This window comes from Hoeflea ulvae, assembly GCF_026619435.1.
In the GTDB taxonomy this organism is placed as follows: domain Bacteria; phylum Pseudomonadota; class Alphaproteobacteria; order Rhizobiales; family Rhizobiaceae; genus Hoeflea; species Hoeflea ulvae.
The window spans coordinates 3,881,756-3,907,906 of the sequence record NZ_JAOVZQ010000001.1 but is presented as its reverse complement, the minus strand read 5'-3'; the positions used below and the strand labels follow the sequence as shown (position 1 = coordinate 3,907,906).

Annotated in this window: 22 protein-coding genes; 14 read left to right on the top strand and 8 right to left on the bottom strand. The window is 63.4% G+C overall.

All coding sequences use genetic code 11. The annotated features are described in order from the left end of the window. The first annotated feature begins 271 nt into the window (after positions 1–271). The 7 genes from OEG82_RS18580 to recN all read left to right on the top strand — a co-directional run bounded on the left by OEG82_RS18580 (position 272) and on the right by recN (position 9,178). Complete coding sequence (locus OEG82_RS18580; RefSeq protein WP_267613862.1) at positions 272–1,210, top strand: D-alanine--D-alanine ligase; 939 nt, start codon at positions 272–274, stop codon at positions 1,208–1,210. Next, entirely contained in the window at positions 1,207–2,127 is a 921-nt protein-coding gene (locus tag OEG82_RS18575; RefSeq protein WP_267615003.1) for a cell division protein FtsQ/DivIB, read from the top strand. Before OEG82_RS18580 ends, OEG82_RS18575 begins: the two co-directional genes overlap by 4 nt. Next, the gene (gene ftsA, locus OEG82_RS18570) at positions 2,124–3,452 is read left to right on the top strand and encodes a cell division protein FtsA (RefSeq protein WP_267613861.1); all 1,329 of its coding nucleotides are present in this window, start codon (positions 2,124–2,126) and stop codon (positions 3,450–3,452) included. The genes OEG82_RS18575 and ftsA overlap by 4 nt, the downstream gene beginning before the upstream one ends. A gap of 58 nt (positions 3,453–3,510) precedes the next feature. Further along, a complete protein-coding gene (ftsZ, locus tag OEG82_RS18565) occupies positions 3,511–5,211 on the top strand; it encodes a cell division protein FtsZ (protein WP_267613860.1) in 1,701 nt (566 codons plus the stop codon). A gap of 290 nt (positions 5,212–5,501) precedes the next feature. Further along, the gene (gene lpxC, locus OEG82_RS18560; protein WP_267613859.1) at positions 5,502–6,455 is read left to right on the top strand and encodes a UDP-3-O-acyl-N-acetylglucosamine deacetylase; all 954 of its coding nucleotides are present in this window, start codon (positions 5,502–5,504) and stop codon (positions 6,453–6,455) included. Positions 6,456–6,626: 171 nt separating this feature from the next. After that, the gene (locus OEG82_RS18555; RefSeq protein ID WP_267613858.1) at positions 6,627–7,493 is read left to right on the top strand and encodes an outer membrane protein assembly factor BamD; all 867 of its coding nucleotides are present in this window, start codon (positions 6,627–6,629) and stop codon (positions 7,491–7,493) included. 11 nt (positions 7,494–7,504) lie between these two features. Further along, a complete protein-coding gene (recN, locus tag OEG82_RS18550; protein ID WP_267613857.1) occupies positions 7,505–9,178 on the top strand; it encodes a DNA repair protein RecN in 1,674 nt (557 codons plus the stop codon). Between the two features lie 10 nt (positions 9,179–9,188). On the opposite strand, the gene OEG82_RS18545 is transcribed toward recN, so the two are convergent. Further along, a complete protein-coding gene (locus tag OEG82_RS18545) occupies positions 9,189–9,836 on the bottom strand; it encodes a hypothetical protein (RefSeq protein ID WP_267613856.1) in 648 nt (215 codons plus the stop codon). Positions 9,837–9,994: 158 nt separating this feature from the next. Here OEG82_RS18545 and ligA point away from each other — a divergent pair, with 158 nt between their 5' ends. Together ligA and OEG82_RS18535 are read left to right on the top strand one after the other, a co-directional pair. Further along, positions 9,995–12,100 carry an NAD-dependent DNA ligase LigA gene (ligA, locus tag OEG82_RS18540; protein ID WP_267613855.1) on the top strand — a complete coding sequence of 702 codons (2,106 nt, stop codon included), beginning with the start codon at positions 9,995–9,997 and terminating at the stop codon, positions 12,098–12,100. A gap of 100 nt (positions 12,101–12,200) precedes the next feature. After that, positions 12,201–13,514: a GGDEF domain-containing protein gene (locus OEG82_RS18535; RefSeq protein ID WP_267615002.1), complete on the top strand. Its 1,314-nt coding sequence runs from the start codon at positions 12,201–12,203 to the stop codon at positions 13,512–13,514. Between the two features lie 188 nt (positions 13,515–13,702). Here the strand turns inward: OEG82_RS18535 and OEG82_RS18530 are convergent, their stop codons facing one another. Continuing rightward, positions 13,703–15,199 (bottom strand): inorganic phosphate transporter, encoded by a 1,497-nt coding sequence (locus tag OEG82_RS18530; protein WP_267613854.1) that lies wholly within the window; start codon positions 15,197–15,199, stop codon positions 13,703–13,705. Between the two features lie 306 nt (positions 15,200–15,505). On the opposite strand from OEG82_RS18530, the gene OEG82_RS18525 reads away from it, so the two are divergent. Further along, positions 15,506–16,219: a polyamine aminopropyltransferase gene (locus tag OEG82_RS18525; RefSeq protein ID WP_267613853.1), complete on the top strand. Its 714-nt coding sequence runs from the start codon at positions 15,506–15,508 to the stop codon at positions 16,217–16,219. Between the two features lie 280 nt (positions 16,220–16,499). Here OEG82_RS18525 and OEG82_RS18520 read toward each other — a convergent pair whose 3' ends face one another. The 3 genes from OEG82_RS18520 to OEG82_RS18510 all read right to left on the bottom strand — a co-directional run bounded on the left by OEG82_RS18520 (position 16,500) and on the right by OEG82_RS18510 (position 19,132). Continuing rightward, positions 16,500–17,567 carry an IS110 family RNA-guided transposase gene (locus OEG82_RS18520; protein WP_267613852.1) on the bottom strand — a complete coding sequence of 356 codons (1,068 nt, stop codon included), beginning with the start codon at positions 17,565–17,567 and terminating at the stop codon, positions 16,500–16,502. Between the two features lie 157 nt (positions 17,568–17,724). Continuing rightward, a complete protein-coding gene (locus tag OEG82_RS18515; RefSeq protein WP_267613851.1) occupies positions 17,725–18,639 on the bottom strand; it encodes an SDR family NAD(P)-dependent oxidoreductase in 915 nt (304 codons plus the stop codon). Positions 18,640–18,697: 58 nt separating this feature from the next. Then, complete coding sequence (locus OEG82_RS18510) at positions 18,698–19,132, bottom strand: MarR family winged helix-turn-helix transcriptional regulator (protein WP_267613850.1); 435 nt, start codon at positions 19,130–19,132, stop codon at positions 18,698–18,700. Positions 19,133–19,514: 382 nt separating this feature from the next. On the opposite strand from OEG82_RS18510, the gene OEG82_RS18505 reads away from it, so the two are divergent. The 3 genes from OEG82_RS18505 to OEG82_RS18495 all read left to right on the top strand — a co-directional run bounded on the left by OEG82_RS18505 (position 19,515) and on the right by OEG82_RS18495 (position 21,714). After that, entirely contained in the window at positions 19,515–20,234 is a 720-nt protein-coding gene (locus OEG82_RS18505) for an AzlC family ABC transporter permease (RefSeq protein WP_267613849.1), read from the top strand. Further along, positions 20,231–20,548: an AzlD family protein gene (locus OEG82_RS18500; protein ID WP_267613848.1), complete on the top strand. Its 318-nt coding sequence runs from the start codon at positions 20,231–20,233 to the stop codon at positions 20,546–20,548. The genes OEG82_RS18505 and OEG82_RS18500 overlap by 4 nt, the downstream gene beginning before the upstream one ends. A gap of 119 nt (positions 20,549–20,667) precedes the next feature. After that, positions 20,668–21,714: an alcohol dehydrogenase family protein gene (locus OEG82_RS18495; RefSeq protein WP_267613847.1), complete on the top strand. Its 1,047-nt coding sequence runs from the start codon at positions 20,668–20,670 to the stop codon at positions 21,712–21,714. A 10-nt stretch (positions 21,715–21,724) separates the two neighbouring features. Here OEG82_RS18495 and OEG82_RS18490 read toward each other — a convergent pair whose 3' ends face one another. Next, on the bottom strand, positions 21,725–23,554 hold the full coding sequence (locus OEG82_RS18490; RefSeq protein ID WP_267613846.1) for an aminopeptidase P family protein: 1,830 nt from the start codon (positions 23,552–23,554) through the stop codon (positions 21,725–21,727). 284 nt (positions 23,555–23,838) lie between these two features. On the opposite strand from OEG82_RS18490, the gene OEG82_RS18485 reads away from it, so the two are divergent. Further along, complete coding sequence (locus tag OEG82_RS18485) at positions 23,839–24,012, top strand: hypothetical protein (protein WP_267613845.1); 174 nt, start codon at positions 23,839–23,841, stop codon at positions 24,010–24,012. Between the two features lie 102 nt (positions 24,013–24,114). Here OEG82_RS18485 and OEG82_RS18480 read toward each other — a convergent pair whose 3' ends face one another. Together OEG82_RS18480 and OEG82_RS18475 are read right to left on the bottom strand one after the other, a co-directional pair. After that, on the bottom strand, positions 24,115–25,005 hold the full coding sequence (locus OEG82_RS18480; RefSeq protein ID WP_267613844.1) for a 50S ribosomal protein L11 methyltransferase: 891 nt from the start codon (positions 25,003–25,005) through the stop codon (positions 24,115–24,117). Then, positions 25,002–26,084: a cation:proton antiporter domain-containing protein gene (locus OEG82_RS18475; protein ID WP_267613843.1), complete on the bottom strand. Its 1,083-nt coding sequence runs from the start codon at positions 26,082–26,084 to the stop codon at positions 25,002–25,004. Before OEG82_RS18475 ends, OEG82_RS18480 begins: the two co-directional genes overlap by 4 nt. Between the last annotated feature and the right edge of the window lie 67 nt (positions 26,085–26,151).

The window sequence follows — 26,151 nt, the reverse complement described above, 5'->3', positions numbered from 1 at the left end:
TCATGAAGGGTGTCCGCAAAATTTCCGGCTCTGCTCTTGCACTCTCTCCAAACCTCTGATTCTTCAGCACTCAACGGCGTCTGCGGCGGCTGTCATGCCCTGGCGCGTCAAGAATTTCTGCAGGCACAAGCGGGTCGGCAACGGTTTGGCGCAATCTTCGGCTGATATCCGGAAAGACCACGGCTTTCAGATTCCGGCCCGATGCGAGCCCCGCGGGGCGTGTTTCAGGGCAGGCGGAGGCCGGGACATGGGGCGCGCGACGAGGGTGAAGATGACTGACGACAGATCCAGCAAGCATGTGGCCGTTCTCCTGGGCGGATTTTCCTCCGAACGCCCGGTCAGCCTGTCGTCAGGCACGGCCTGCGCGGATGCGCTGGAGCGGGCCGGCTACCGGGTCACCCGCGTTGATGTCGGGCCCGATATCGCCTCGGTCCTGGCGGATCTGAAGCCTGATGTCTGCTTCAATGCGCTGCATGGCCCCTATGGCGAGGACGGCACCATTCAGGGCGTGCTCGAATATCTGTCCATTCCCTATACCCATTCCGGCGTCACCGCGTCGGCGCTGGCCATGGACAAGCGTCTGTCGAAGATCGTTGCCAAGGCCGTCGGCATCCCGGTGGCGGAATCCAGGGTGATGAACCGGCATGATTTCACTTCGGCGCATCCGATGGCGCCGCCCTATGTGGTCAAGCCGGTGACGGAAGGCTCGAGCTTCGGCGTTGTCATTGTCAGCGAGGGACAGTCGCATCCGCCGCAGGTGATCACCTCGAAAGACTGGAAATATGGCGATGAAGTCATGGTCGAGCGCTATGTGCCCGGCCGCGAACTGACCTGCACGATCATGGGCAATGTGGCGCTGGCGGTCACCGAGATCGTGCCACAGGGACACAGCTTCTATGATTATGACTCTAAATATGTCGCCGGAGGCTCGAAACACGTTTGTCCCGCAGAAATTTCACCAATTGTTTACCAAAAAATTCGTAAGTTGAGTTTGAAGGCGCATCAAGCGATCGGCTGCCGTGGCGTGACCCGGTCAGATTTCCGTTATGACGACCGCTTCTCCGAAAACGGGGAGGTCATCTGGCTCGAAGTCAACACCCAGCCCGGCATGACGCCGACATCGCTGGCGCCGGAAATGGCCCTGCAGGCAGGGCATTCGTTCGAAGAATTTGTAAGTTGGATAGTGGAGGACGCATCGTGTCGTCGATGACTGGAAACAAGGGCAGGGCCGTCCATACGGCCGCAACGTCGGGACGCGAAGCGTTCCCGGGCGCTGTCGTGCTGCCGCGTTTCCTGCGCCGTCCGGCCCGTTACGTCATCGCGCTCGCCACCGGCCGGGTCGACATCCGCCCGCATGCCGGCTCGGTTGCAGCCTTTGCCTTCCTCGCCGCCACCGGCTTTTACGGCATGGCGCTGGGCGGTCACACCCAGGCGGTCACGCAGGCGGTCACCACCAGCGCCGGCTTTGCATTGGAAGATGTGCATGTCAGCGGCAATGCCGAGACCTCCGATATCGATATCCTGCAGCAGCTCGGACTGGACGGCACCACCTCCGTCGTCGCCATCGACGCCCATGCGGCGCGGGCCAAGCTGATCGAGCTGCCCTGGGTCACGGATGCGCAGGTCCAGAAGATCTATCCGCGCGGCCTGTCGGTCCGGCTGGTCGAGCGCAAGCCTGTCGGCATCTGGCAGCATGGCGACATGCTCAACCTGATCGATGCCCGCGGCGACGTCATCGCTCCGCTGACCGGTGCACGCCATGCCGACCTGCCGCTCTATGTCGGCCTGGGCGCAGATGTTCATGCCGATGAGCTCGAAGCCCGGCTGCTGTTTCATCCCGAACTCCGGGCCCGGGTCAAGGCGGCCGTGCGCATGGCCGACCGCCGCTGGGACCTGCGGCTCGACAATGGCGTGACGCTGAGCCTGCCCGAGGACGATATCGGTGCGGCGCTGAAGCGCTTTGCCGAATTCGATGCCGGCCGTGACGTGCTCTCGCGCGATATTGCCGCGGTCGACCTCAGGCTCGAGGACCGCGTGACGATCCGGCTGACCGAAGCGTCCTACGAGCGCCGCAAGAGTGCACTGGAAGCCCGGGCCAAGCTGATCAAGGCGGAGAAAAAGTCGTGAGTCTGTTCCGCCCCTCCTCGATGTTGCCACGGCTCAAGCCGCTGTCGTCCAAGCGCGTCAGCATTGTCACCGTGCTCGATATCGGTTCCTCCAAGGTTGTCTGCATGATCGGCCGGCTGACCCCGGTCGAGGGCGCCGAAGTGTTGTCGGGCCGCAGCCACAGCGTCGAGATCCTGGGCATCGGCCATCAGAAGTCCCGCGGCCTCAAGGCCGGCGTGATCTCCGACATGGATGCGGTCGAAAGCTCGGTGCGGCTCGCCGTCGATGCCGCCGAGCGGATGGCCGGAATGACCGTGGAGAGCCTGATCGTCAATGTCAGCGCCGGACGGCTCAACAGTGAAACCCATGCTTCTTCGGTCAATCTCGGCGGCCACGAGATCGCCTCTGGCGATCTGGCCAAGGTGGTCAATGCGGCAACGCGGCAGAGCCAGAGCAATGAACGCGCCATCCTGCATTCGCTGCCGTCGAGCTACACTCTTGATGGCGAGCGCGGCATCCGCGACCCGGCCGGCATGTTCGGCGATGTTCTGGGCGTCGAAATGCATGTGCTGACCGCCGACAGGGCGCCGCTGCGAAATCTCGAGCTGTCGATCAACCGCGCCCATCTCACCGTCGAGGCAATGGTGGCGACACCTTACGCTTCCGGACTTGCAGCCCTTGTCTCCGACGAAGCCGAAATGGGCTGCGCCTGCATCGACATGGGCGGCGGCACCACCACGATTTCAGTGTTTTGCGACGGCAAGCTGGTGCATGCCGACGCCATCGCGCTGGGCGGCCAGCATGTCACCATGGACCTGGCGCGCGGCCTGTCGACCAGACTGGACGACGCCGAGCGCATCAAGGTCGTGCACGGTTCGGCGCTGCCGCAGGCGGGCGAGGATCGCGACGTGGTTTCGGTTCCGCCGATCGGCGAGGACGAACACGACCAGCCAACCCATGTGCCGCGCGGGCTGGTCTCGCGCATCGTGCGGGCGCGGGTCGAGGAAACCCTGGAAATGCTGCGCGACCGGATCCAGCAGTCGGGCTATTCGACACTTGTCGGCAAGCGCATCGTGCTCACCGGCGGCGCCAGCCAGATGACCGGCCTGTCCGAATCGGCCCGCCGGATCCTGGCGCGCAATGTGCGCATCGGCCGGCCGCTCGGCGTGTCCGGTCTGCCGGCATCGGCCAAGGGGCCGACATTCTCCACTGCTGTGGGCCTGATGATCTATCCTCAGGTCGCGCATCTTGAATCCCACGGTGCAGGCGAGGGCGGCTTTGCCGTCATGGCCGGTGCCGGAGGTCGACTGTCCCGTGTGGGGCAGTGGCTTAAAGAGAGTTTTTGATTTCACCGAATTGGCCCCCGCGGCGGTGCGGCCATGCGACAAGGAAGGAACGGGTGCCATGACCATCAATTTGCAGAAGCCGGACATCACCGAGCTGAAGCCCCGCATCACGGTGTTCGGGGTCGGCGGCGGCGGCGGAAACGCTGTCAACAACATGATCAATGCAGGTCTTCAGGGGGTCGACTTCGTCGTCGCCAACACGGATGCCCAGGCGCTGACCATGTCCAAGGCCGAACGGATCATCCAGCTTGGCGCTGCCGTGACCGAAGGCCTCGGCGCCGGATCGCAGCCGGAAGTCGGCCGTGCGGCCGCGGAAGAATGCATCGACGAGATCCTTGACCATCTCAGCGGCACCCACATGTGCTTCGTCACCGCAGGCATGGGTGGCGGCACCGGCACCGGCGCCGCACCCGTCGTCGCACAGGCCGCCCGCAACAAAGGCATTCTGACCGTCGGCGTGGTCACCAAGCCGTTCCACTTCGAAGGCCAGCGGCGCATGCGCCTGGCTGAATCGGGTATCGAGGAACTGCAGAAATGCGTCGATACGCTGATCGTCATTCCGAACCAGAACCTGTTCCGCATTGCCAATGACAAGACCACCTTCGCCGACGCTTTTGCGATGGCCGACCAGGTGCTCTACTCGGGTGTTGCCTGCATCACCGACCTGATGGTCAAGGAAGGCCTGATCAACCTCGACTTCGCCGACGTGCGTTCGGTGATGCGCGAGATGGGTCGCGCCATGATGGGCACCGGCGAAGCATCGGGCGAAGGCCGCGCAATGGCTGCTGCCGAAGCCGCGATCGCCAATCCGCTGCTTGATGAGACCACGATGAAGGGCGCACAGGGCCTGCTGATCTCGATCACCGGCGGCCGCGACATGACCCTGTTTGAAGTCGACGAGGCAGCGACCCGCATCCGCGAGGAAGTCGACGCCGACGCAAACATCATTCTCGGCGCCACCTTCGATGAAGCGCTTGAAGGCCTGATCCGCGTCTCCGTTGTCGCCACCGGCATCGACCGGGTGGAAGGCGCTGCCGAACTGCAGCGTCCTCTGGTCACCGCACCGCGTCCGGCTGCACCACGCCCGGCCGCCGCCAATGCATCGCAGCCGGCAGCACGTCCGGCCGCAGCACAGCCTGCGGCAGCCAAGGATCCGCTGGCCGATACCATCCTTTCGGCCGAAGCCGAGCTGGAGCGCGAACTCGATATCGCAACCCAGATGGAAATGGGCACCAAGCCGGCCGCTGCAGCAGCACCCGCTGCCGCCCAGCCCGGGTTTCAGCCTCAGAGCCGTCTTTTCGTCAACTCCGGTGAAACGCCTGCTCCGGTTGCTGCGCCGCAGCCGGCGATGACAGCACCGCGCCCGGCCGCTCCTGCTCCGCAGCCGGCCCCGCCAACACCCGCTCCTGCCTTGCGCACGGAAGCCGAGCCGACCCGCATGCCGCGGGTGGAAGACTTCCCGCCGGTGGTTCAGGCCGAGATCGAGCATCGCTCCGCGCCGCAGGGCCAGGCCGATGAACGCGGCCCGATGGGTCTGCTCAAGCGCCTGTCCAATTCCCTGGGCCGTCGCGAGGAAGACGAGCCGGCTCACGCGAGCCAGGCACAGCAGGCACGGCGTCCGCTGTCTCCGGAGGCAAGCGTCTATGCGCCGCGCCGCGGACAGCTCGACGACCAGGGCCGGGTTACACCGCAGACGCGGGCGAGTCACGACGACGAACAGCTCGAGATTCCCGCCTTTCTCCGCCGCCAGGCGAAGTGAGCGAATGTAACTGAATGAAGAATCTGCGGCATGGCGGCCAATCGGTCGCCGTGCCGTCTTGCTAAGTGTATGGAGACTTTGGGTTATTCGATGTTTCGATGTGTTACTCGAACGTAACAGAACGAAAAAAAGCGTGATTTGGAAACTCGGTGCCGCAGCCTTATCTTGCACAGAACAAGAAGGGTATGGGGCAGTCCACCGCGCTGGGGAGGCGTGGAATTGCCCTTGGTAATCGGGGACAACATGGCCGTGACTGGTCGTGCCAAATTTTGCGGGAAACGGCGGACCTTATGAGTATTGATGTTTTAGGCCTTCAGACCACGATTTCGAGGTCGATCTCCCTCTCTGGCATAGCCGTGCATTCGGGCGAGAATGTCTCGATCTCGTTTCACCCCGCTGATCCCGATACCGGTATCGTTTTCAACCGCACGCTTCCGTCCGGTGATGTCATCAGCGTCCGCGCGGTGTCGTCGCAGGTGGGCTCCACCGATCTCTGCACCCTGCTGGGCAAGGCTCCCGATCGCTCCGTTGCGACGGTCGAGCATCTGATGGCCGCGCTCTATGCGCTCGGCGTCGACAATATCAGCATTGACCTGGATGGCAGTGAAGTGCCGATCATGGACGGCAGCGCCGCCGTGTTCATCGAGGCACTCGACAATGCCGGTCTGACCAATCATGCCGTCAAGCGCCGCTACATTCGCGTCATCAAGCCGGTGCGGATCGAAATGGGTGGTTCCTGGGCTGAATTCTCCCGCCACAACGGCACCCGGTTCGAGATCGACATCGATTTTGACACGCCGCTGATCGGACGCCAGTCCTGGAAGGGCGAAGTCACCGCCGACACCTTCCGCCGCGAACTTGCCCGCGCCCGTACCTTCGGCTTCATGCGCGATGTCGAGCGGCTCTGGGCTTCGGGCCATGCGCTGGGCTCTTCGCTGGAAAATTCCGTGGTGATCGGCGATGACGACAAGGTCATCAATGTCGAAGGCCTGCGCTTCCGCGACGAGTTCGCACGCCACAAGGCGCTCGATGCCGTGGGCGATCTGGCGCTTGCCGGTGCGCAGTTCATCGGCTGCTACCGCAGCTATCGCGGCGGCCACAAGCTCAATGCGCTGGCGCTGCGCGCCCTGCTGGCCGATCCGTCGGCCTATGAGGTGGTCGAAGCACCGGCGCGCCGGGACACGGTTCGCCATGGTGAACTGGTCGCGGTCAATGCCGCCGCCTTCGCACCCTGGGCGCTTTGATTGCTGCACACGGCTCTCGCTGACCAAAACTCGTGTTAATGCATAGGCCATTGCCACAAAATTGCGGCAAAGCGTCTTCATGACGTTGCGAAGTTCGGTGATTTGCGGATAGAAACGCGGGTCTGGTTCCGCGGTGCAAATGCGCCTGCGGCTGTTGAGAGGTTTTGCAGCATGAATACTTCGGTCAAGGGTGGGCGCGGGCGCGCTGGTCGGGTTGCGCTCATTGTCGCCGGATTGGCTGGCGTTTCGTTGATTGTCAGCGGTTGTCAGTCCGATCCGGACATCGACATCACTGCCTATGCGCAATCCATCGAGCCTGCTGACGTGATGTACAATCAGGGCCTTGCCAATCTGCAGGCCGGGCAACTGACCGAAGCCGGGCGCAAGTTCGCCGCCATCGACAAGCAGCACCCCTATTCCGAATTCGCCCGCAAGGGCATGGTGATGGGGGCGTTCACCGATTACCGGCAGGGCAACTACTCGGAGGCGATCAACACCGCGTCACGGTTCCTGAGCCTTTACCCCAATGATGAAGACGCGGCTTACGCTCAATATATCGTCGGTCTGGCCTATTACCGGCAGATCCCCGAAGTGACGCGCGACCAGCGCACCTCGGCACGGGCGATCGCGGCATTCACCGAGGTGATCGAACGCTATCCTGATTCGGAATATGTCGAGGACAGCCAGGCCAAGCTGCGCTACGCGCGCGACCAGCTGGCCGGCAAGGAAATGCAGGTCGGGCGCTATTACCAGGAGCGCAAGGAATTTGTCGCTGCGGCCAACCGCTATCGCCTGGTGGTCGAGCAATATCCCAACACACGCCAGGTCGAGGAGGCGCTGGCGCGTCTGGTCGAGACATATTACGCGATGGGCCTGGAAAGCGAAGCACAGACGGCAGCCGCCGTGCTGGGTCACAATTTCCCTGACAGCCAGTGGTACGCGGATTCCTACAAGCTCCTGAAGACCCGTGGCCTCGAGCCGCGTGAAAACAAGGGCTCCTGGATTTCGCGCGCCGGGGCCGTCCTCGTCGGCACCTGAAGCGGGCGGCGATGCTTGTCCAGCTGTCGATCCGCGATATCGTCCTGATCGAGAAGCTTGATCTCGAATTTGACGCCGGTCTGTCGGTCCTAACCGGCGAAACCGGCGCGGGCAAATCCATCCTTCTTGATTCTCTCTCGCTGGCGCTTGGCGGCCGTGGCGATGGCAGCCTTGTGCGCCATGGCGCGGGCAAGGGCCAGGTGACTGCCGTGTTCGACGTTGGCGCCGATCATCCGGCGCGGCAGCTCTTGCGCGCCAATGACATCAATGACGAGGGTGATCTGGTGTTCCGCCGGGTGCAGTCGGGCGATGGCCGCACCCGCGTGTTCATCAATGACCAGCCGGCCAGCGTGGCGCTGATGCGCGAGGCCGGGCTGCTGCTGGTCGAGATCCATGGCCAGCATGACGACCGGGCGCTGATCGACATCGATGCGCACCGGGCGCTGCTTGACGCCTTTGGCGGGCTGACGGAACGGGCCTTGGATGTCGGGCGGCTGCATGAAAGCTGGCGCGAAGCCGAACGGGCGCTGAAGGCGCATCGGGCAAAGGTGGAAGAGGCGCGACGCGAGGCCGACTGGCTGCGCTCTTCGGTCGAGGAGCTGGAAAAGCTTCACCCGGTCGAGGGCGAGGAGGAACAGCTCGCCGAAAGCCGCTCGATGATGATGAAATCCGAGAAGATGGCCAGCGACATCAACGAGGCCGACGAGGTGCTCAACGGCCAGGGCTCGCCGATGCCGGTGATCAGCGGGCTGATGCGGCGGCTGGAGCGCAAGGCGGTGGAAGCGCCGGAACTGCTCAACGACACTGTTGCAGCCCTTGATGCCGCGCTCAATGCGCTGGCCGATGCGCAGACCGCCGTCGAGGCGGCGCTCAGGGCCGCCGATTTCAATCCGCGCGAGCTGGAAGAGACCGAGGAGCGGCTGTTTGCGCTTCGCGGCGCTGCGCGCAAATACAATGTCACCGTCGATGCCCTGCCGGAACTGGCAGCGCAGATGATCGCCGATCTCACAGATCTCGATGCCGGTGAGGAACGGCTGGCGAGCATGGAAGCCCGGGTCGGCGAGACCCGCGCGGCGTTCCTGCACGCGGCCGGGCAATTGTCCGAGCGCCGCCACAAGACCGCTTCGGCCCTGACCAGTGCTGTGATGGCCGAGCTGCCGGCGCTGAAGCTGGAGCGCGCCGAATTCATCGTTGAAATTTCGAGTGACGCAGCCAATGCCGGCCCGACCGGGATCGATGCCGTCGCCTTTCATGTGCGCACCAATCCGGGCTCGCGGGCAGGGCCGATCATGAAGGTCGCCTCGGGCGGCGAGCTGTCGCGGTTCCTGCTGGCGCTGAAGGTTGCGTTGGCCGATCGCGGCTCGGCGCCGACGCTGGTGTTTGACGAGATCGACACCGGTGTGGGCGGCGCTGTCGCCGATGCCATCGGCAAGCGGCTCAAACGGCTCGCTGGCGGCGTTCAGGTGCTGTCGGTGACGCACGCGCCGCAGGTCGCGGCCAGGGCCTCCACGCATCTGCTGATCGCCAAGGGACCGACCGAAGCCGGCTCGGTGACGGTGTCGACCCGGGTCTCGACCATGGGTGCGGATGCGCGGCGTGAGGAGATTGCCCGGATGCTGGCCGGCGAGCATGTCACCGACGAGGCGCGCGCAGCTGCGGCGCGGCTTCTGGATGTGGCAGACTGAGACGATCCGGCTACCAATAGACCTTGCTGAAGGCCGACGGCCCTTCGAGGCGGGCCATGATGTTGGTGACGCGGGCAGTCGAATCCCTGGCGCTGTCAGCGCTCCAGCGCACACTGGCGCTGTCCTTTGAATCATCCGTCATCATCTCGACCACGCCCCTGAGCAGATAGGCGGTGTTCATGAAACTTGCCGCTGTCTCGGCATCTTCACTGCTCATCCTGGCAATCACCGGCGTGTCCTCGGCAAGCACGTCGAGATAGGCTTTTGGCACCACACGCTCCGGCGGCTCTGCGGCATCAGCGGAGGTGGCAGGGACCTGGGTGTCGGCCTGCTGTTCTAGCCCGGCAAGGGTCTTGAACGAGGCGGCAAAGTCGGTGGCGGCGGATTCGAGTTCCCGTGCCATCCGGGCGGTGTGGCCGACAAGGAAACCCGGTGCGAGATTGAACAGCGACAGCGTGTTCATCTGCTCCTTGAGATGGGCGAGCCGGTCCTCGGCAAAGGCCTTGCGGCTGAGAGCCGCCGATTCCACGAAATTGTCGAGTCTTGCCAGCGCGTCGCCTGCCTCGTCTGGCACAGACGTCTCTGCCTGTGCGCGGGCGGGCGCGGGCCGTTCGATGCCGGTCTGCTGGAGGGGAACGCTGTTGGCGCCGACGATCATCTGAGTGGAAATCCTTCCTTGCAGCCAAAGTCAGCCCTTCGCTGCCAGTCTAGGCCTCAAATCCTAACCATTGATTGATTGATCTGTGTGCCGGCGGCATTGGCCTTTTCATTTGGCCGAATCTCTCTAAAACGATGCTGATTACCGGAGCCAGTCCCATGACCCAACAGCCAAAACCGGTTGCCGATCTGAGCGAAGCCGAGGCGAAGGCCGAGCTGGAGCGGCTTGCGGCCGAAATCGCCCGTCATGACGAGGCCTATCACCGCAAGGACGCGCCACTGATCGCGGACGCCGATTACGATGCGCTCAAGCGGCGCAACCTCGCGATCGAAGAGCGGTTTCCGGCTCTCAAGCTGGCGGAATCTCCGTCTGACAAGGTCGGCGCCGCGGTGGCCGAAGGCTTTGGCAAGATCACCCACAAGGTGCCGATGCTGTCGCTCGACAATGCCTTTGCCGACGAGGATGTGCGCGACTTTGTCCATTCGGTCTACCGCTTCCTCGGGCAATTGCCGGACCAGTCGATCGCGATCACCGCCGAGCCGAAGATCGACGGGCTGTCGATGTCGATCCGCTATGAGGACGGCAAGCTGGTAAGCGCTGCCACCCGCGGTGACGGCACCACCGGCGAGAATGTCACCGCCAATGTCAAAACCATTTCGGAGATCCCCAACCAGTTGCCCTCAGGCGCCCCGTCGGTCGTCGAGGTTCGCGGTGAGGTCTATATGGCCAAGGACGACTTTCTGGCGCTGAACGCGCGCATGGAGGCCGAGGGCAAGCCGACCTATGTCAATCCGCGCAACACCGCCGCCGGATCGCTGCGCCAGCTTGACGCCAAGGTGACCGCCAGCCGCAAGCTCAAATTCTTCGCCTATGCCTGGGGCGAGATGTCGGAGATGCCGTCCGACACCCAGCACGGCATGATCGAGGTGTTTTCGGCCTGGGGCTTTCCGGTCAATCCGCTGACCAAGCGGCTTGCCAGCATCGAGGAGCTGATTGCGCATTACAACGAGATCGGGCTGGCCCGGGCCGAGCTGCCCTATGACATTGACGGCGTGGTCTACAAGGTCGACCGGCTCGACCTGCAGGCCCGCCTTGGCTTCCGCTCGCGCAGCCCGCGCTGGGCCATCGCCCACAAGTTCCCGGCCGAAAAGGCCACCACCAAGCTCACGGCCATCGACATCCAGGTCGGCCGCACAGGCGCGCTGACCCCGGTGGCACGGCTGGTGCCGGTCACCGTCGGCGGCGTCGTGGTCACCAATGCAACGCTGCACAATGCGGAGGAGATTGCCCGGCTCGGCGTCAAGATCAACGATCTGGTCGAAATCCAGCGTGCCGGCGATGTCATCCCGCAGATCCTCAAGGTGGTGGAATCGCCCGATGACGCGGTCGAGTTCGAGTTCCCCAAAACCTGCCCCTGCGAGCTCAAAACCCCGATCATCCGTGAGGAAACCGCCGGTGGCGTCGAGGGCGTGGTGCGCCGCTGCTCGGGCGAATTTGCCTGCCCGTTCCAGCGCAAGGAACATCTCAAGCATTTCGTTTCGCGCAAGGCCTTCGACATTGACGGGCTGGGCGAGAAGCAGATCGAGTTCTTCTACGACGACAAGACCCTGCCGATCCGCCAGCCGGCCGATATCTACACGCTGAAGGCGCGCGACGAGGCCAATGGGCTGCAGCGGCTGAAAAACCGCGACGGCTATGGCGAAACCAGCGCGCAAAAACTGTTTGACGCCATCGAAGACCGCCGCACCATCGCGCTTGACCGGCTGATCTTCGGCCTCGGCATCCGCCATGTCGGCGAGCAGACCGCCAAGACGCTGGCCCGCGCCTATGGCGACTGGGCCTCGGTGCACCAGGCGGCGGTGGCCATTGCGGCTGGCGACAAGGCGGCGATCGAGGAGATGGACGCGCTCGACGACATCGGCCCGGCGGTGGTTGAATCCATCGGCCGCTTCTTCGGCGAGCCGCACAATATCGAGATGGTGGACCGGCTCACCGAACAGCTCACAATCCTGGAGGCCGAAAAGCCGGCGCAGGATTCCCCCGTCGCCGGTCTCACCGTGGTCTTCACCGGTTCGCTCGAGAAGATGACCCGTGACGAAGCCAAGGCCATGGCCGAGCGGCTGGGCGCCAAGGTGGCAGGCTCGGTGTCGAAGAAGACCGATATCCTGGTCGCCGGCCCCGGCGCCGGCTCGAAGCTCGCCAAGGCGCAGGAACTGGGGGTCAGGACAATGGACGAGGACGGCTGGTTCGAACTGGTGGGGTAGGGGTTTGGAGAATGGTCCGGGGGCTCCACGTTACCGATATGACAAATTCTTACGATCTGAAACGCCGACTGTTAACGCTCGGCTGATACGCTTCGTGCACATGAGCAGAGCCGCGCAAACCGACCATCTGACACACAGCCAACGCGTCTATAATGACGCGCTTGAGACGGCGACGACGGATCGTGTCCTGCTGCCCGATCAGCTGCTGACACAGGACAGCGTGCTGTCGGACGCTCCCCCGGCATTCGGCGCTGTCTTTGACAGCTATTACTGGGCAGCCCATTCGAACAAGGCCCGCTCATGGATTCAGGCCGCTGCGGTCTTCAACCTGATCCTGATGCCGTTCGATTATCTGGTCAATCCATCGCTTCTGGTGGCGACGCTGGTGATCCGCGGCGTCATCGTCTCGGCCATCCTGCTCGGTCTCTACATCCTGTGGGGGCGACAGCGCCCGCGTTGGGTTCAGGGCGCGACACTGCTCGCAGTGTCCGTCACCATCATGCTTGAGGCCGGTGCACTGGGCGCATTGGGCGGGGTTCCGGTGTTTGAACGCTATCTGACGGCAGGGTTGTTTACAGTGGCGACGGCGGTGCTGTTCTTTCCGATCGAGTTTCGCTGGACCATTGCTGCAGTGGTGGTGGCAATCACTCTGCACGGCGTCATGCTCGCCATCGGACCTGTCGCTGATCCGGTCCTTGCGATGATGGTGAGCGGTTTTTACTGCACTGCGATCGTATCTTTCGCCGGCACGCGCAACGCGACACTGAGGAGCCAGTGGAAGAGTTTCAAGTCAAAAATCCGCGAGCTGCGCGACCAGGAAAGACTGACACAGCTCAATGCCGAATTGCAGCTGGTGGCCGATCTTGACCCGTTGACCGGGGTGCAGAACCGGCGCTCGGCGCAGAACCGGATCGACCGGATCTGGAACGATGCCACCGGCGCCGTGCCGGGTCTTGCCGTCCTGATGATCGACATTGACGACTTCAAGATTCTCAACGACACCTTTGGCCATGCGGTGGGCGACGATTGTATCACCGGTGTCGCGAACACGATCAGCAAAGCCGTTCAGGATGGCGACATCGTTTCGCGCTATGGCGGCGAGGAATTTCTCGTTGTGCTGCCGCGCACCACCGCAAGTGCCGCCCTCGCCATTGCCGAGCGCATTCGTCAATCGGTCGAGACGATCCGGTTGACGACAGACGGAAGTGACACCGGACGCCGGATGACGGTGAGCATTGGACTTGCCTCGCTGGACGGGGACCTGTCTCCCCAGAAACTGATAGACCGGGCCGACAAAGCGCTCTATCTCGCCAAGCACAGGGGCAAGAACCAGACCGTGATTTCTCCGCCGCGCGACCGAGAGAGCGAAGGTTCCGGATTGGCCCAGACACCAGAGCCGCGTGATGTTGCATAGCTGCTGTCTGGATGGGGCAGGGTCGTGCTCGCCGCCTAGCCCGCCCGCCTTCTGTCAGGGGAGGCGGAAAAACACGCTGGCACAAAGGCTTGGCGGATTCTGATTCAAGACTGATTCCGGCGCTTCATCCTGAATCTAATCCCGGCTCATGCTGCCTCTGGGCCTGACGGCAAGGCCAATGCGGCTGGTCAGCTCAGCGTGGCGCGCATGATGACGAACAGGAAACCGGCCAGCACGGCCGCCGCCGGCACGGTGATCACCCAGGCTGCGATGATCTGCAGGAAATGCGAGCGGCGCACCAATTTGCGGCGACGCTGTTCCTCGATCCGGCCCTTGACCGCGCCGGGCTCTGCCGGGTTGATGCGGTGGCGCGCGACATAGTCGGCCCGGCGGGTGGAGCGCTCGGTGTACCATTCGCGGAAAAAACCGACGCCGAACACAGCACCGACGGCAATATGGGTTGAGCTGACCGGCAGGCCCAGGCCCGATGCGATGATCACCGTGATGGCGGCTGACAGCGCCACGCAATAGGCCCGCATCGGGTTGAGTTTTGTGATCTGGTTGCCGACCATGCGGATCAGTTTCGGGCCAAACAGCAGCAGCCCCAGCGAGATGCCGGCGGCGCCGACAGCCATCACCCAGAGCGGGATCACCACCTTGGCGGCGACGTCGCCGAATTCGGCGGTGTGGACGATCGCCGCCAGCGGGCCGACGGCATTGGCCACGTCATTGGCGCCATGGGCGAAGGACAGAAGCGCCGCGGAAAAGATCAGCGGCAGGCCAAAGAGCTTGCGCAGCGACTGGTTGCGGTTTTCCAGTCCGCGCGACTGCCGGAGGATCAGCGGCCGCGACACCAGCCAGCTCAGCACGGCAACTCCAAGACCGATCAGCAGCGCCATGCCGAAGGAGATCTGGATCAGGGCCTTGACGCCCTTGAGCGACAGATAGGCGGCAAAGGCGCCCGACATGATGGCGATCAGCACCGGCACCCAGCGCCGGGCGGCCGCGATCTTGTCTTCCTGGTAGATGATGAAGGTCTTGATGAAGGCCAGGAACGCCGCTGCGATCAGCCCGCCGAGGAACGGCGAGATCACCCAGCTTGCGGCAATCGAGCCCATGGTCGGCCAGTTGACCGCGTCGACGCCGGCTGCGGCAATGCCCGCGCCCATGACGCCACCGACGATCGAATGGGTGGTCGAGACCGGCGCGCCGAACCAGGTGGCGAGATGGATCCACATCGCAGCCGAGACCAGTGCCGCCATCATCACCGAGATGAAGATCGCCGGATCGGAGACGGCGACCGGATCGATGATGCCCTTGGAAATGGTCGAGACCACGTCGCCGCCGGCAATCAGCGCGCCGGCGCTTTCAAAGACCGCCGCAATCGCCAGCGCCACGCCCAGCGTCATCGCCTGCGAGCCGACTGCCGGGCCGACATTGTTGGCGACATCATTGGCGCCGATGTTGAGCGCCATATAGGCGCCGATGGTGGCGGCGGCGATGATCGTCACCGAGCCCGGCTGGCCGGTAACGAAGACGGCGGCAATGACGGCGCACAAAAAGATGAACACCAGCGCCAGACCGGGGGTGACAAAGCCGCGATTGATCAGGCCGGTGGCCTCTTCCATGGTCGCGAACTTGTCGAGATCCTTGTCGAGTGTGGGCTTGCGGTAGGTCTCGGTCATTTTACGCACGGTCTCCCCGGTGGACGGCATGACGCGACGAAGGCCGGCGTTCTGACGGATCTTGGCTGTGATTGCCCCTTGTGGATGAACGTCCGCTGCAAATCCGTCAAGCCGGGCCCGCCGGTATCAACGGGTTTTATGCGCAATCCACCGAAATGGACACCGTGACCCCAAGATTTCAGCGTTTTCGGGCGATTTTATGGGTGTGGCGGCAGTTGTCAGCCGCGCACAAAAGCTCGATAAGGCGGGGGTGCGATGCCGCAATTGCGGTGGCGCGGGGCCATCCGGCCTGTATTGGAGGCAGCGATGAGCAGATTGTTCGAAGAACTCGATTACCGCCCGACGCCGATTGGCGCGCTGGTGCTCAGACGGCGGCGCGAGGCGCGGCTCGGCATCGACATTCTCGAGATCAAGCTTGGCGAAGAACACCTTATGTCTGACCTGTTCACCGCCTCGGAAATTGCCCTGGCCGATCTCGGCCTTTCGGCTTGCAAAGGCGAGGGGCTGGATGTGGTGGTCGGCGGCCTCGGCCTCGGTTTTACCGCCAAGGCAGCACTTGATCAGCCGCGCACCGGGTCACTGATCGTTGTCGAGTATCTCGAAGCGGTGATCGACTGGCACCGCACCGGGCTGCTGCCGCTCGGCCCGGACCTGACCGGTGACCCGCGCTGCAGGCTGGTGGAGGGCGATTTCTTCGCCATGGCCCGCGGTGACGGCTTTGACCCGGAGGTACCGGGCCGCCTGTTCGACGCCATCCTGCTCGACATCGACCATTCCCCCGATGCGCTGCTCGATGCCCGCAGCGAAAGCTTTTACCAGCCCGAGGGGCTCGAAAAACTCGCAGCCCACCTCAAGCCCGGCGGCATTTTCGGGCTCTGGTCCGACGCGCTGACCGACGACAGTTTTACCGCCCGGCTGGCCAGCGTGTTTTCTGAAGCCTGGGCCGAACCCGTCACCTTCCACAACCCGCTGCAGGACAAGCCGTTCACCCAGACGGTGTATCTGGGAAGGAAGGGGTAGGGGCTGTTGGTGCAATTCTCAGAGCTGGCGGTTCGGCCCTATGTATGTGCCGGCTGCTGTTCGCAATCGAGAAATTGGCACGATTTTCGGAAATCGCTCATATGTATCCGGCCTGTTGATCGGCTCGCGGGCCGTGGCCTTGATGGGGTTACGCACGCACCTTGGTCTCATTAGCGGATAGGTCTCTGAAGACCTAAAGGGCCGTCAGACTCTGGGGGCGTATCTTCTCCGTTCCATGCTGTCCTCTCTATCGCGAACTCCTTGGTGACCGTGGAAGGCGTCAGATCGCTTCCATGGCCGCGTCTTGTGGGGCATCGAACCGGGTGCCATTGCGCAGAATGCTCCAGGCGGTTCGAGCGAGTTTGTTGGCAAGCGCGATGGCCGCTTTGTTGCGCGGCATACGGGCTGTCGCCTCCGTCAGCCACGAGCCGAAACTGAAGTCGGACCATCGGTGTGGGCGCATCATAATCACTTTCGCCGCCTGCACGAACAACATCCTCAGATAGCGGCTGCCGCGTTTGGTAATCCGGCCGAGAATGGTGCGGCCACCGGTGCTGAATTGTCGGGGCACCAAGCCGACCCATGCCGCGAAATCACGCCCCCGGTCGAATGCCTCGCCTTTGCCGACGGCCGCGACCATCGCTGTCGAAATCATTGGACCGATGCCGGGTATTGTCATGATGTTGGCGCAGTTCTCTTCGGTGCGGCTGATCTCTTCGATCTCGCCAGAAACATCCTCGATCCGTTTGTCCAACCAGAGCCAATCGCCATAAAGACCAATCAGGATGCCGCGCATCCGAGGCGATATCTCATCCCGCCGCTGTTCGAGGATCGTCTCGAAAGAATTCTTCAGTGCCCGCAGCCCCGTCCTGACGGTGATGCCCTGTTCAATCAGAAAGGCCCGGATTTGGTTGATGGTGGCCGTGCGCCGCGAGACCAGCCGTGCCCGGACCCGGTGCAAGGCCTGAAGGTCGAGCTGATCCTGGTCCTTCTCAGAAACGGTCCGAAGGTTGGGCCGCAACGCTGCCTCTGCGATCGCCTCAGCGTCGTTGTAATCGTTCTTCTGTCCCTTGTTGAACGGCTTCACGTAAATCGCCGGGATGATCCGCGGCTCGAATCCCATGCCCCGCAGCGTTCGGCTGACAAAATGGGCGCTGAGGCAAGCCTCCATTCCCACGATGCAGCGCGGGAGTTGCTCAAAAGTGGTATTCAGGGCCAAGCGCTTGATCTGCTTGCGCATGACCAGCTGGCCGGACCGGTCGAACCCGACCAGGTGAAACGTATCCTTCCCGATGTCGATTCCGACGACGGCGAGGTCTTCGATGCTTCCTGTCTTCTTTGCACACATGGCTGCTTCTCCTTGTTGCGCGGTTGATTCCGGTTAAGAATAACCCAACGGTGAGGGGAGCAGCCGGCACATCCCATTAGCTGAAATTGATGCAATCCGCACCGAATGTCGGCAGTGAGCCCCTTTCGGAATTCACGGCATCTCGGGGAGTATCTTCCTACGGCATGGCTCTCGCTTCTTTAAGGAAGCGTTTCGCTATGCTCAGGTCATTCGCCTCGTTGCTGGCAGGTGCGGGCTTGCCCGTGAACTCGATATGCCCGCCTGATGGGTATTCGCGCGGGCCGAGGATCAGATGATCGACCAGGAACCGCGCCGATCGGTCCGGCGTGCTGACCCCTTCGGCAAATCCCGCCAGAAGCGGCATGATTCGTTTCCAGACAAATCGTACAGCTGCGTTCTGCTGGCGGGCAAGGCCGGTGCCGGGCATGAGGCCGGGATCGAAGCAATAGAAACGCACATCTGCGAATGCCGGTTCGGTGGCAGCAGCAGTGGCATGGTAGATCGCGCAGAGCTTTGACGTGGCATAGCGGTCCAGCGCGCGCGCCCTCTCGTCACGCTCCGGTCTTGTGCTTTCGCCCCTCATGGCGGCCGCGGCGGAGGTGAAATCCGCGCCGGCGAACCCCGCATGGCGGGCGAGTTTGTTGGCCGGATCATGCGTTCCACTTCCGATGGTGATGACGACCGCGCCCGGTTCCAAATGCTCGCTCAATTCATCGGCAAGCAGCAGGTGGCCCGCCACATTGGTCGCGAAGGTCTCGTCGAGACCGTCGGCAGTCAGCTTCTGCGGCCCCAGAATCTGAAGCCCCGCGATGCAGGACAGGGACGCGATTTTCCGTCCGCCCAGCCGCTGTCTAACCTCGGACGCGAAGGCCTTGACCAGATCGGGCGAGGCCGTGTCGAGCCGCAGCGGGACAAGCTGGCCGGCTGGGACGACCTGTTTCAGGTCAACGGCATTGGCCGGGTTCCTTGCGCCGGCGACGATTTCGTCCCTCGTCTTCTCCGCCAGACGTCGGGCGACTTCCAGCCCCAGCCCCGAGGTTGCGCCCGTCATGACATGTATCGCGGCCATCATTCATCCTCTTCATGCGTTTGCAGAATAGGATGGAAATATAATACGAATTTCGTATTATTCAATATTCGTTTTTTGCAATCGTGGAAATGAGCCGGATCAAGGTGTCCTGATCTCCGCCCGAAAGCGCCTCGAGCATCATCCGGCAATGGTCCGTCTGAACATCGATGAGATTGGAGACATAGCTCTCTCCGTCCGGCGTAAGGCGAAGCGCGATAGCCCTGCGATCCTCTTCAGGACGCTCGCGGCGCAGATAGTCATGTCTGGCAAGCCTGTCGGTTGCCGAGGTGATCGTCGTCGGCGCAACCCCGAGGTGCCGCGCTATATCCGTTGGCCCGCACGCTTCGTGTGCTGACACATAGAGCATGACCTGCATGTCGATCTGGTTCAGGTGCTTGCCGCCCGAGACCTCTGATTCTGCGATCTTGAAACGCCGCATCAGGGTGTCAATTGCGGTGCGAAGGGCGGCCGCCTGGCTGTGGGTCGGTGTGCTCATGGGGAAGACTTATACGAACTTCCCATGATTTCCCAGAGATCGGGACGGCAAGCAGTAGAAGTTCCGGGCTTTGCTTCTGAAGGGTAAAGAGAAGCGCTTTAGCGAAACGAAAAGCGGCCGTCGCGGCTCAGATCGCCAACGGCGGCTTGGTCCGCTCAGCAGAGCTTAGTGCAATCTGCAGCCGACTTCCGCTCCCCGCCCAGATTTGCCGTGGAGCGCAGTGCAGCAATCAGCGGGAGGTTTCAAACCCCAGACTGCCGGCTTTCCTCCCTGCTTTTGGCCCAATCCCCCACCCCATCGTCCCGCTTCATCTAACCATCAAGCCTATTCAATTGACTGGTCAGTATCACTGACCTATCCATCGGGGCACAGGAGAGGTTCCATGTCCCCAACCCGGTCCGATTTTTACCAGGGTCTTCGCGACTCGTTGCCGATTGTTGCCGCTGCGGCGCCGTTCGGGCTGCTGTTTGGCACGCTGGCGGTGGACAATGGCTTGAGCGTCGGCGAGGCGGTGCTGATGAGTGCTACGGTGTTTGCCGGCGCCAGCCAGATGGTCGGGCTTGAGCTGTTCGACACCCATGTCGCGCCGTGGATCATCGTGCTCTCGGTGCTGGCGGTCAATTTCCGCCATGTGCTCTATTCCGCAGCGCTCGGCCGCCGGCTGGGCGGCATGGCGTGGTGGCAAAAGGCCATCGCCTTCTTCCTGCTCACCGATCCGCAATTTGCAGCGTCGGAAGCCCGCACCGACCGCAAGCTGCCGCTGACGCTGCCCTGGTATCTCGGCATGGGCCTGCCGGTCTATGTGCTGTGGATCATCGAGGGCTGGATCGGGGCAATGTTTGGCCGGCTGATCACCGATCCCGGTGCGCTCGGAATTGATTTCCTGCTGCCGATCTATTTTCTTGGCCTGGTGCTGGGGTTCCGCGCGCGGCCGGGCTGGCTGCCGGTGGTGATTGTCTCGGGCATCGCCTCGGTGCTGGGCTTTTACACCGTCGGTTCGCCCTGGCATGTCAGCCTCGGGGCGCTCGCGGGGGTGATTGTGGCGCTGATCCTGCCGCCGCCGCCCGCAGCACAGATCGAAGCCGTCGAGGTGACGCCATGAACGGCGACTTCTGGGGCGTGCCGGTCAATGTCTGGACGATTCTGGCTGCTGCCCTTGTGACCTACGCGACGCGGGCCGGCGGCTATCTGGTGCTGTCGCGGTTCAAGCGGATTCCGCCGCGTGTCGATGCGGCGCTCAACGCCGTGCCGGCCGCGGTGCTGACCACGCTCGTGGCCCCCTCGGTGGTCTCCAACGGCCCGGCCGAAGCGCTGACGCTGCTGATCTGCCTGCTGATCGGGCTCAGGCTGCCGATGATGGGCATGTTCGCCATCGGCTGGGTGGTGATCGTGGCGCTCAGGGCGACGGGCATTTAGCATTGGTCACATTTGGGGGGATGGTTTTGCGCGGTGGTTGTGTGCCGGTGCGCAGTCTGGACTGACAGAAGCAAGGGGCACGATAGCTGCTGCCCTGCCACTACAACACGGAGTTCAGCATGACCCTGCCAGCCACAATGAGCGGCGTCGTCCTTACCGGCCATGGTGGTCCCGAAATGCTTGAGTGGCGGGACAATCTGCCGGTTCCGGTGGCGGGCAAGGGGGATGTGATCATCCGGGTGGGTGCTGCGGGCGTCAACAACACCGATATCAACACCCGCACCGCCTGGTATTCGAAAGCAGGCGCCAAGGCCGACGATGCCTCCTGGTCGGGCACGCCGCTGACCTTCCCGCGCATCCAGGGCGCCGATGTCTGCGGCCGGATCGTTGCTGTTGGCGCAGGCATTGATGCGGCCCGCATCGGCGAGCGCGTGCTGATCGAGCCCTGTCTACGCGAGGCCGATGGTGAGAGCCTGCCGACACCATGGTATTTCGGTTCGGAATGCGACGGCGGCTTTGCGCAATATACCCGCGTGGCGGCGCGCCATGCCCACGCGATTGACAGCGGCTTGAGTGACGTCGAACTGGCCTCGTTTCCCTGCTCCTATTCGACGGCGGAAAACATGCTGACCCGCGCCTTTGTGCGCGAGGGCGACACGGTGCTGGTCACCGGCGCATCCGGCGGCGTCGGATCAGCAACCATCCAGCTGGCCCGCGCCCGCGGTGCCGAGGTCATCGCGGTCACCAGTGCGGCCAAGGCAAAGGACCTGATGCAGCTTGGCGCCACACAAACGCTTGATCGCAACGATGATTTTAAGGCCAGGATCGGCGCAAACAGCGTCGATGTCGTCATCGACCTGGTCGCAGGTCCGAAATTTCCCACCTTGCTTGAGCTGCTGCGTCCCGGCGGGCGTTATGCGGTTGCCGGCGCCATCGGCGGCGCCATTGTCCAGCTCGACATCCGCACGCTCTATCTCAAGGATCTCAGTTTCTTCGGCTGCACCGTGCTCGAGCCTGAAGTCTTCGGCAATCTCGTCAGCCGCATCGAGCGTCAGGAGATTGCCCCGCTGGTGGCCGAAACCCATGCCCTGCGCGACATCGCCACGGCCCAGCAGGCCTTTGGCGAAAAGGGCTATATCGGCAAGATCGTGCTCGTGGTGGACTGAACCCTCCGCCTCACAGCGCCCCGGTCGCAGCCTGCAGCCAGGCAAGCGCCGGATCGTCGGTCAGCAAGGGCGAGAGCTCGTCGCGCACCCTTGCGTGGTAGGCGTCGAGCCAGTCGCGCTCGACCTGATCGAGCAGGTCGGTGAGGACCAGCCGCTTGTCGATCGGGCACAGCGTCAGGGTTTCGAAACCGAGCATCGGCTTGTCGCCGCCGTCGATGTCGCGCGGCTCGTGCACGGTGACGAGGTTTTCTATGCGGATGCCGAAGGCGCCGTCACGATAATAGCCCGGCTCGTTGGACAGGATCATGCCCGGCAGCAGCGCCTGCGCGCCGCGGCGCGAGATCGATTGCGGGCCTTCATGCACCGAGAGATAGCTGCCGACGCCATGGCCGGTGCCATGGGCGAAATCGGCCCCGGCCTTCCACAGCGAGATACGGGCAAAGGAGTCGATGTCCATGCCGCGGGTGGCTTCGGGGAAGCGCAGCAGGCTGATCGCGATCATGCCCTTGAGCACCAAAGTGAAGAAACGCTTCTGCTCTTCCGGCACGTCACCCACGGCAATCGTGCGGGTGATGTCGGTGGTGCCGGCGACATATTGGCCGCCGGAATCGATCAGCAGCATTTCGCCAGACTCGATCCGCCGATTGGTCGCGGTGTTGACCCGGTAATGCATGATCGCCGCATTGGGGCCGGCGCCGGAAATGGTGTCGAAGGACAGCGCCTTGAGCGGCATCTGCATGCTCTCGCCGGTGCTGCGGCGAAAGTCCTCAAGCCGGCTGGCTGCGCCGATTTCGTCCACCAAACCGGCGGGCTGGTCGTCAAGCCAGGCCAGAAACCGCACCATCGCCGCGCCGTCCTGGCGGTGCACGCTGGCGCTGCCGGCAATTTCGGCGCTGTTTTTCACCGCGCGGGGAATTCGCGCCGGGTCGGGCGCACTCAGCACCGTGCCGCCTGAGTGCTCGATCAGCATCGAGACCGCATGCGGGGCCACCGCCGGGTCGACCATGATGGTGCCGCCGGTGCGGCCGAGTGCAGAAAGCGCCTCGTCAAAGCCCGAGGGCGGTTCGAGATCGGCCAGCTGGGTGAGATAGGCTTCCGCCTCGATGCCGGTCTTGCGCTTGTCGATGAACAGCTGCGGCCTGCCGTCTGCCGGAATGATTGCGCGCGACAGCGGGTGCGGGGTCGAGGGCAGGTCCTGGCCGCGGATGTTGAAGCTCCAGGCCACCGAGGACGGGTCGGCGAGAATCACCGCATCCGCGCCGGCCTTGCGCGCGGTGCCGGCAATCATCGCCAGCTTGTCCTGCGCCAGCGTGCCGGCATATTCGATCGGCTGCAGCGTCACGGTGCCCAGCGGCGGCTGCGGCCGCTCATCCCAGATGGCGTCGACCGGATTGCGCTCGAGAAACACCAGGCTGCCGCCGAGCTTGTCCAGCGCTGCCTCGAGCCGCGTCACTTCGCTTGATGGCCAGGTCCATGGATCGATGCCAAGTCTCAGCCCGCTGCGGCCTGATGCTTCGAGAAAGCCCGCCAGCGGTGTGGTGATCAGGTCCTCATAGGCAAAGACCTGGTTGTCGGTCTGGGTGCGGGCCTGCGCGGCGTAGCGGCCGTCAACAAACAGATGCGCCTGATCGGTGAGCACCAGCACCAGTCCCGCCGAGCCGGTAAAGCCGGTAAGCCAGGCCAGCCGCTCGGCGCAGGCGGGTACATATTCGCCCAGATATTCATCCGAGCGCGGAACCGCGACGGCGTCGACACCTGAGGCGTCAAAGCGCGCGCGCAGCCGTGCCAGCCGGCCGGCGGCCTGATCGGGGGAGGAAAGCACTTCGAAATTCTGGAACATCGCGGGGGTCCTGACGTCGTCAACTCAGCAGACCTTATAGCAAGCCGCGGCCGGATGGGGAGGTGCGGATCACAGTTTGCACCCCTGTTTCACCGACGGGCAGTGCCCATATTCGTGCTTTCAGGGGTCGTGCCTAAAAAGTTAACAAATTGCATCGCTTACGGCTTTCGTATGCGTTTTCTGCATAGCTGCACTGCAGCATTAATGCTGGCGCGGCGAGGATAAACACCTATCTTGTGGGTACAGGAGGAGTGAACGATCACTCAACCAAAGGGAAATATCAAATGTCCGGCAAATTCTTCAAAAACGCTCTCGACCGCATCGTCTCCGCCCGCGAACGCCAGGTTCGCCGCTATGTGAATGGTGTCCTTCTCGGCATGGACGACAGCCAGCTCAAGGCCCTCGGCCGCGACCGCGAAGACATCAAGCGCGAAGGCTCGCAGACCTACCTGTTCTAGGAACAGGCGTCTGCAGGCGGATCGTATCCGCGATCCAGATCGACTTCAAACGGCGCCTTCGGGTGCCGTTTATTGTTGTCTGCGCCGCAGTGGCAAGGTTGCCTATTTCAGGTGGATCGTCACCCAGCCGTTGCGCCACAGGGTTTCGACATGGCGCATGCCCTGCGTGTTGAACGCCGCAAGCACCTGCCAGCGCTGGCTGGCGAGGATGCCTGAGAGAATCACCGAGCCGCCGGGGGCGAGATTGCGCCTGATATCGGGCGCCATCCTCATCAATGGCCGGGCCAGGATATTGGCGATGATCAGCCCGAACGGCCCCGAGCGGGAAAACGCGGTGGAATGAAAGCCGGTGGCGGTGACGCAGTTGACCTGTGCCGCGCAGCGGTTGTGCCGGACATTGGCCGTGGCCACGCGGGTGGCGATCGGGTCGATGTCGGTGGCCAGGCACCAGACAGGCCCGAGCTTGGCCGCGGCAATGGCCAGAACGCCTGAGCCGGTGCCCAGATCCAGCACCGGGTCAACCCCGCGCAATCCGCGGGGATGGGCGCGCATCACTTTTTCGATCATTTCCAGGCAGCCCGCGGTGGTACCGTGATGGCCGGTGCCGAATGCCTGTCCGGCTTCCAGCTCGATGGCCAGGTCATTCGGCCTGACTGCGGCGCGGTCATGGGCGCCATGCACGAGGAAGCGGCCGGCGCGCACTGGTTTGAGTCCTTCAAGCGACTTGGCGATCCAGTCGGTGTCGTCATCAAAGACCTCAAGCTGCACCGGGACGCCGGGGAAGGGGCCGGCAAGGGTGTCGGCGATGCGGGCCTTGAGCTCTGGCTCGGCCGCGCCGTCGGCATAGACAGATGCCTCCCACAGCCCCCTGGCCTCGTCGACCTCCATGGTGGCGATCGGCAGGCCTTCATCCTCGAAAATGTCGTTGAGCAGATCCAGCGCCCGGCCGGCGCCGGCCTCGTCGGTGACGATGTAGTATCGGTGTTGGCTCACGATGGCTTGTGTCCTTCGTCATGTGTCGCCTGGCTGGCCAGCGTCTCTTCGGCCTTGCGGGCGGTCTTGCTGGCGGCCTCGGCGCGGGCATCGTCCTTGGGCAGGCCAAAGCTCAGGATCCGGTCATTGGGGCCAGGGGTGTTGGAGGATCCGGCGGCAAACACGATCATGCCCGAGGGCTTGACCCACAACAGGATCAGCGCGCCTGCCGGGCGCGAGGCCTCATAGGCGTCCCAGCCGAATTCATCGGTCAGGCGGGTGAGCTGGAAGGTCCAGCCATCAAGCAGCTTCTCGCGCAGATCGAGGAAGCCGACAGGCTCCTTGGTCAGCGAGCGTCCACCCAGGGTGAAGCTCAGCGCCTGGCGCGCCTTCTCGTCGGCGCGGCCGATCTGGTAGACATGGCTGCGGCCGAGTTCCGGCCCGAAATCGGTGCAGACCAGCGCATTGTAGGCGTCATTGTCCCCGGTGGCGATCAGGTTGGAGAATCGCTTCGGGTCGATGCTGTGATGGGCCGATTCCGACAACACCTCGCCGAAATAGACCGGGATATTGGCCAGCCGGGCTTCGGCCAGGTGGTTCCAGTTCTGGTCGGCCAGCATCACCGGAACCTCGGCTTCCTTGAGCTTGGCCGCAAGCGCGGTCGACCAGCGCGAGCCGCCGACGATCAGGATGCCGGGCTTGGAGGCCTTCTTCAGGCCTAGAAAACGCGCCAGCGGCGCCAGGCTGAAGCCGTGCAGCACGATGGTGGTGACCACCACGGCGAAGGTGAAGGCGACCATGCGGCCGGCATCCTCGACGCCATTGTCGGCCAGCAGCGCGCCGAACAGGCCGGAAACGGCAACGGCAACCACACCGCGCGGCGCGATCCAGGCGCTCAGCAGCCGTTCCTGGACGGTGGCGCCGGAGCGGATGGTGGCCGTCATGATGGCAATCGGCCGGATCACGAACAGCAGCGCAGCGACAAACAGGGCCGCACCCATGTCGAGCGAGCGGATGTCGGCAAGGCTGAGCGAAGCGGTGAGGATGATGAAGACACCCGAGACCAGCAGCGTTGTGACGGTCTCCTTGAAGCGGCGCATGTCGGTCAGCGAGGCGATCTCGGCTGTTGGCCAGCACCATGCCCATGACGGTGACGGTGAGCAGGCC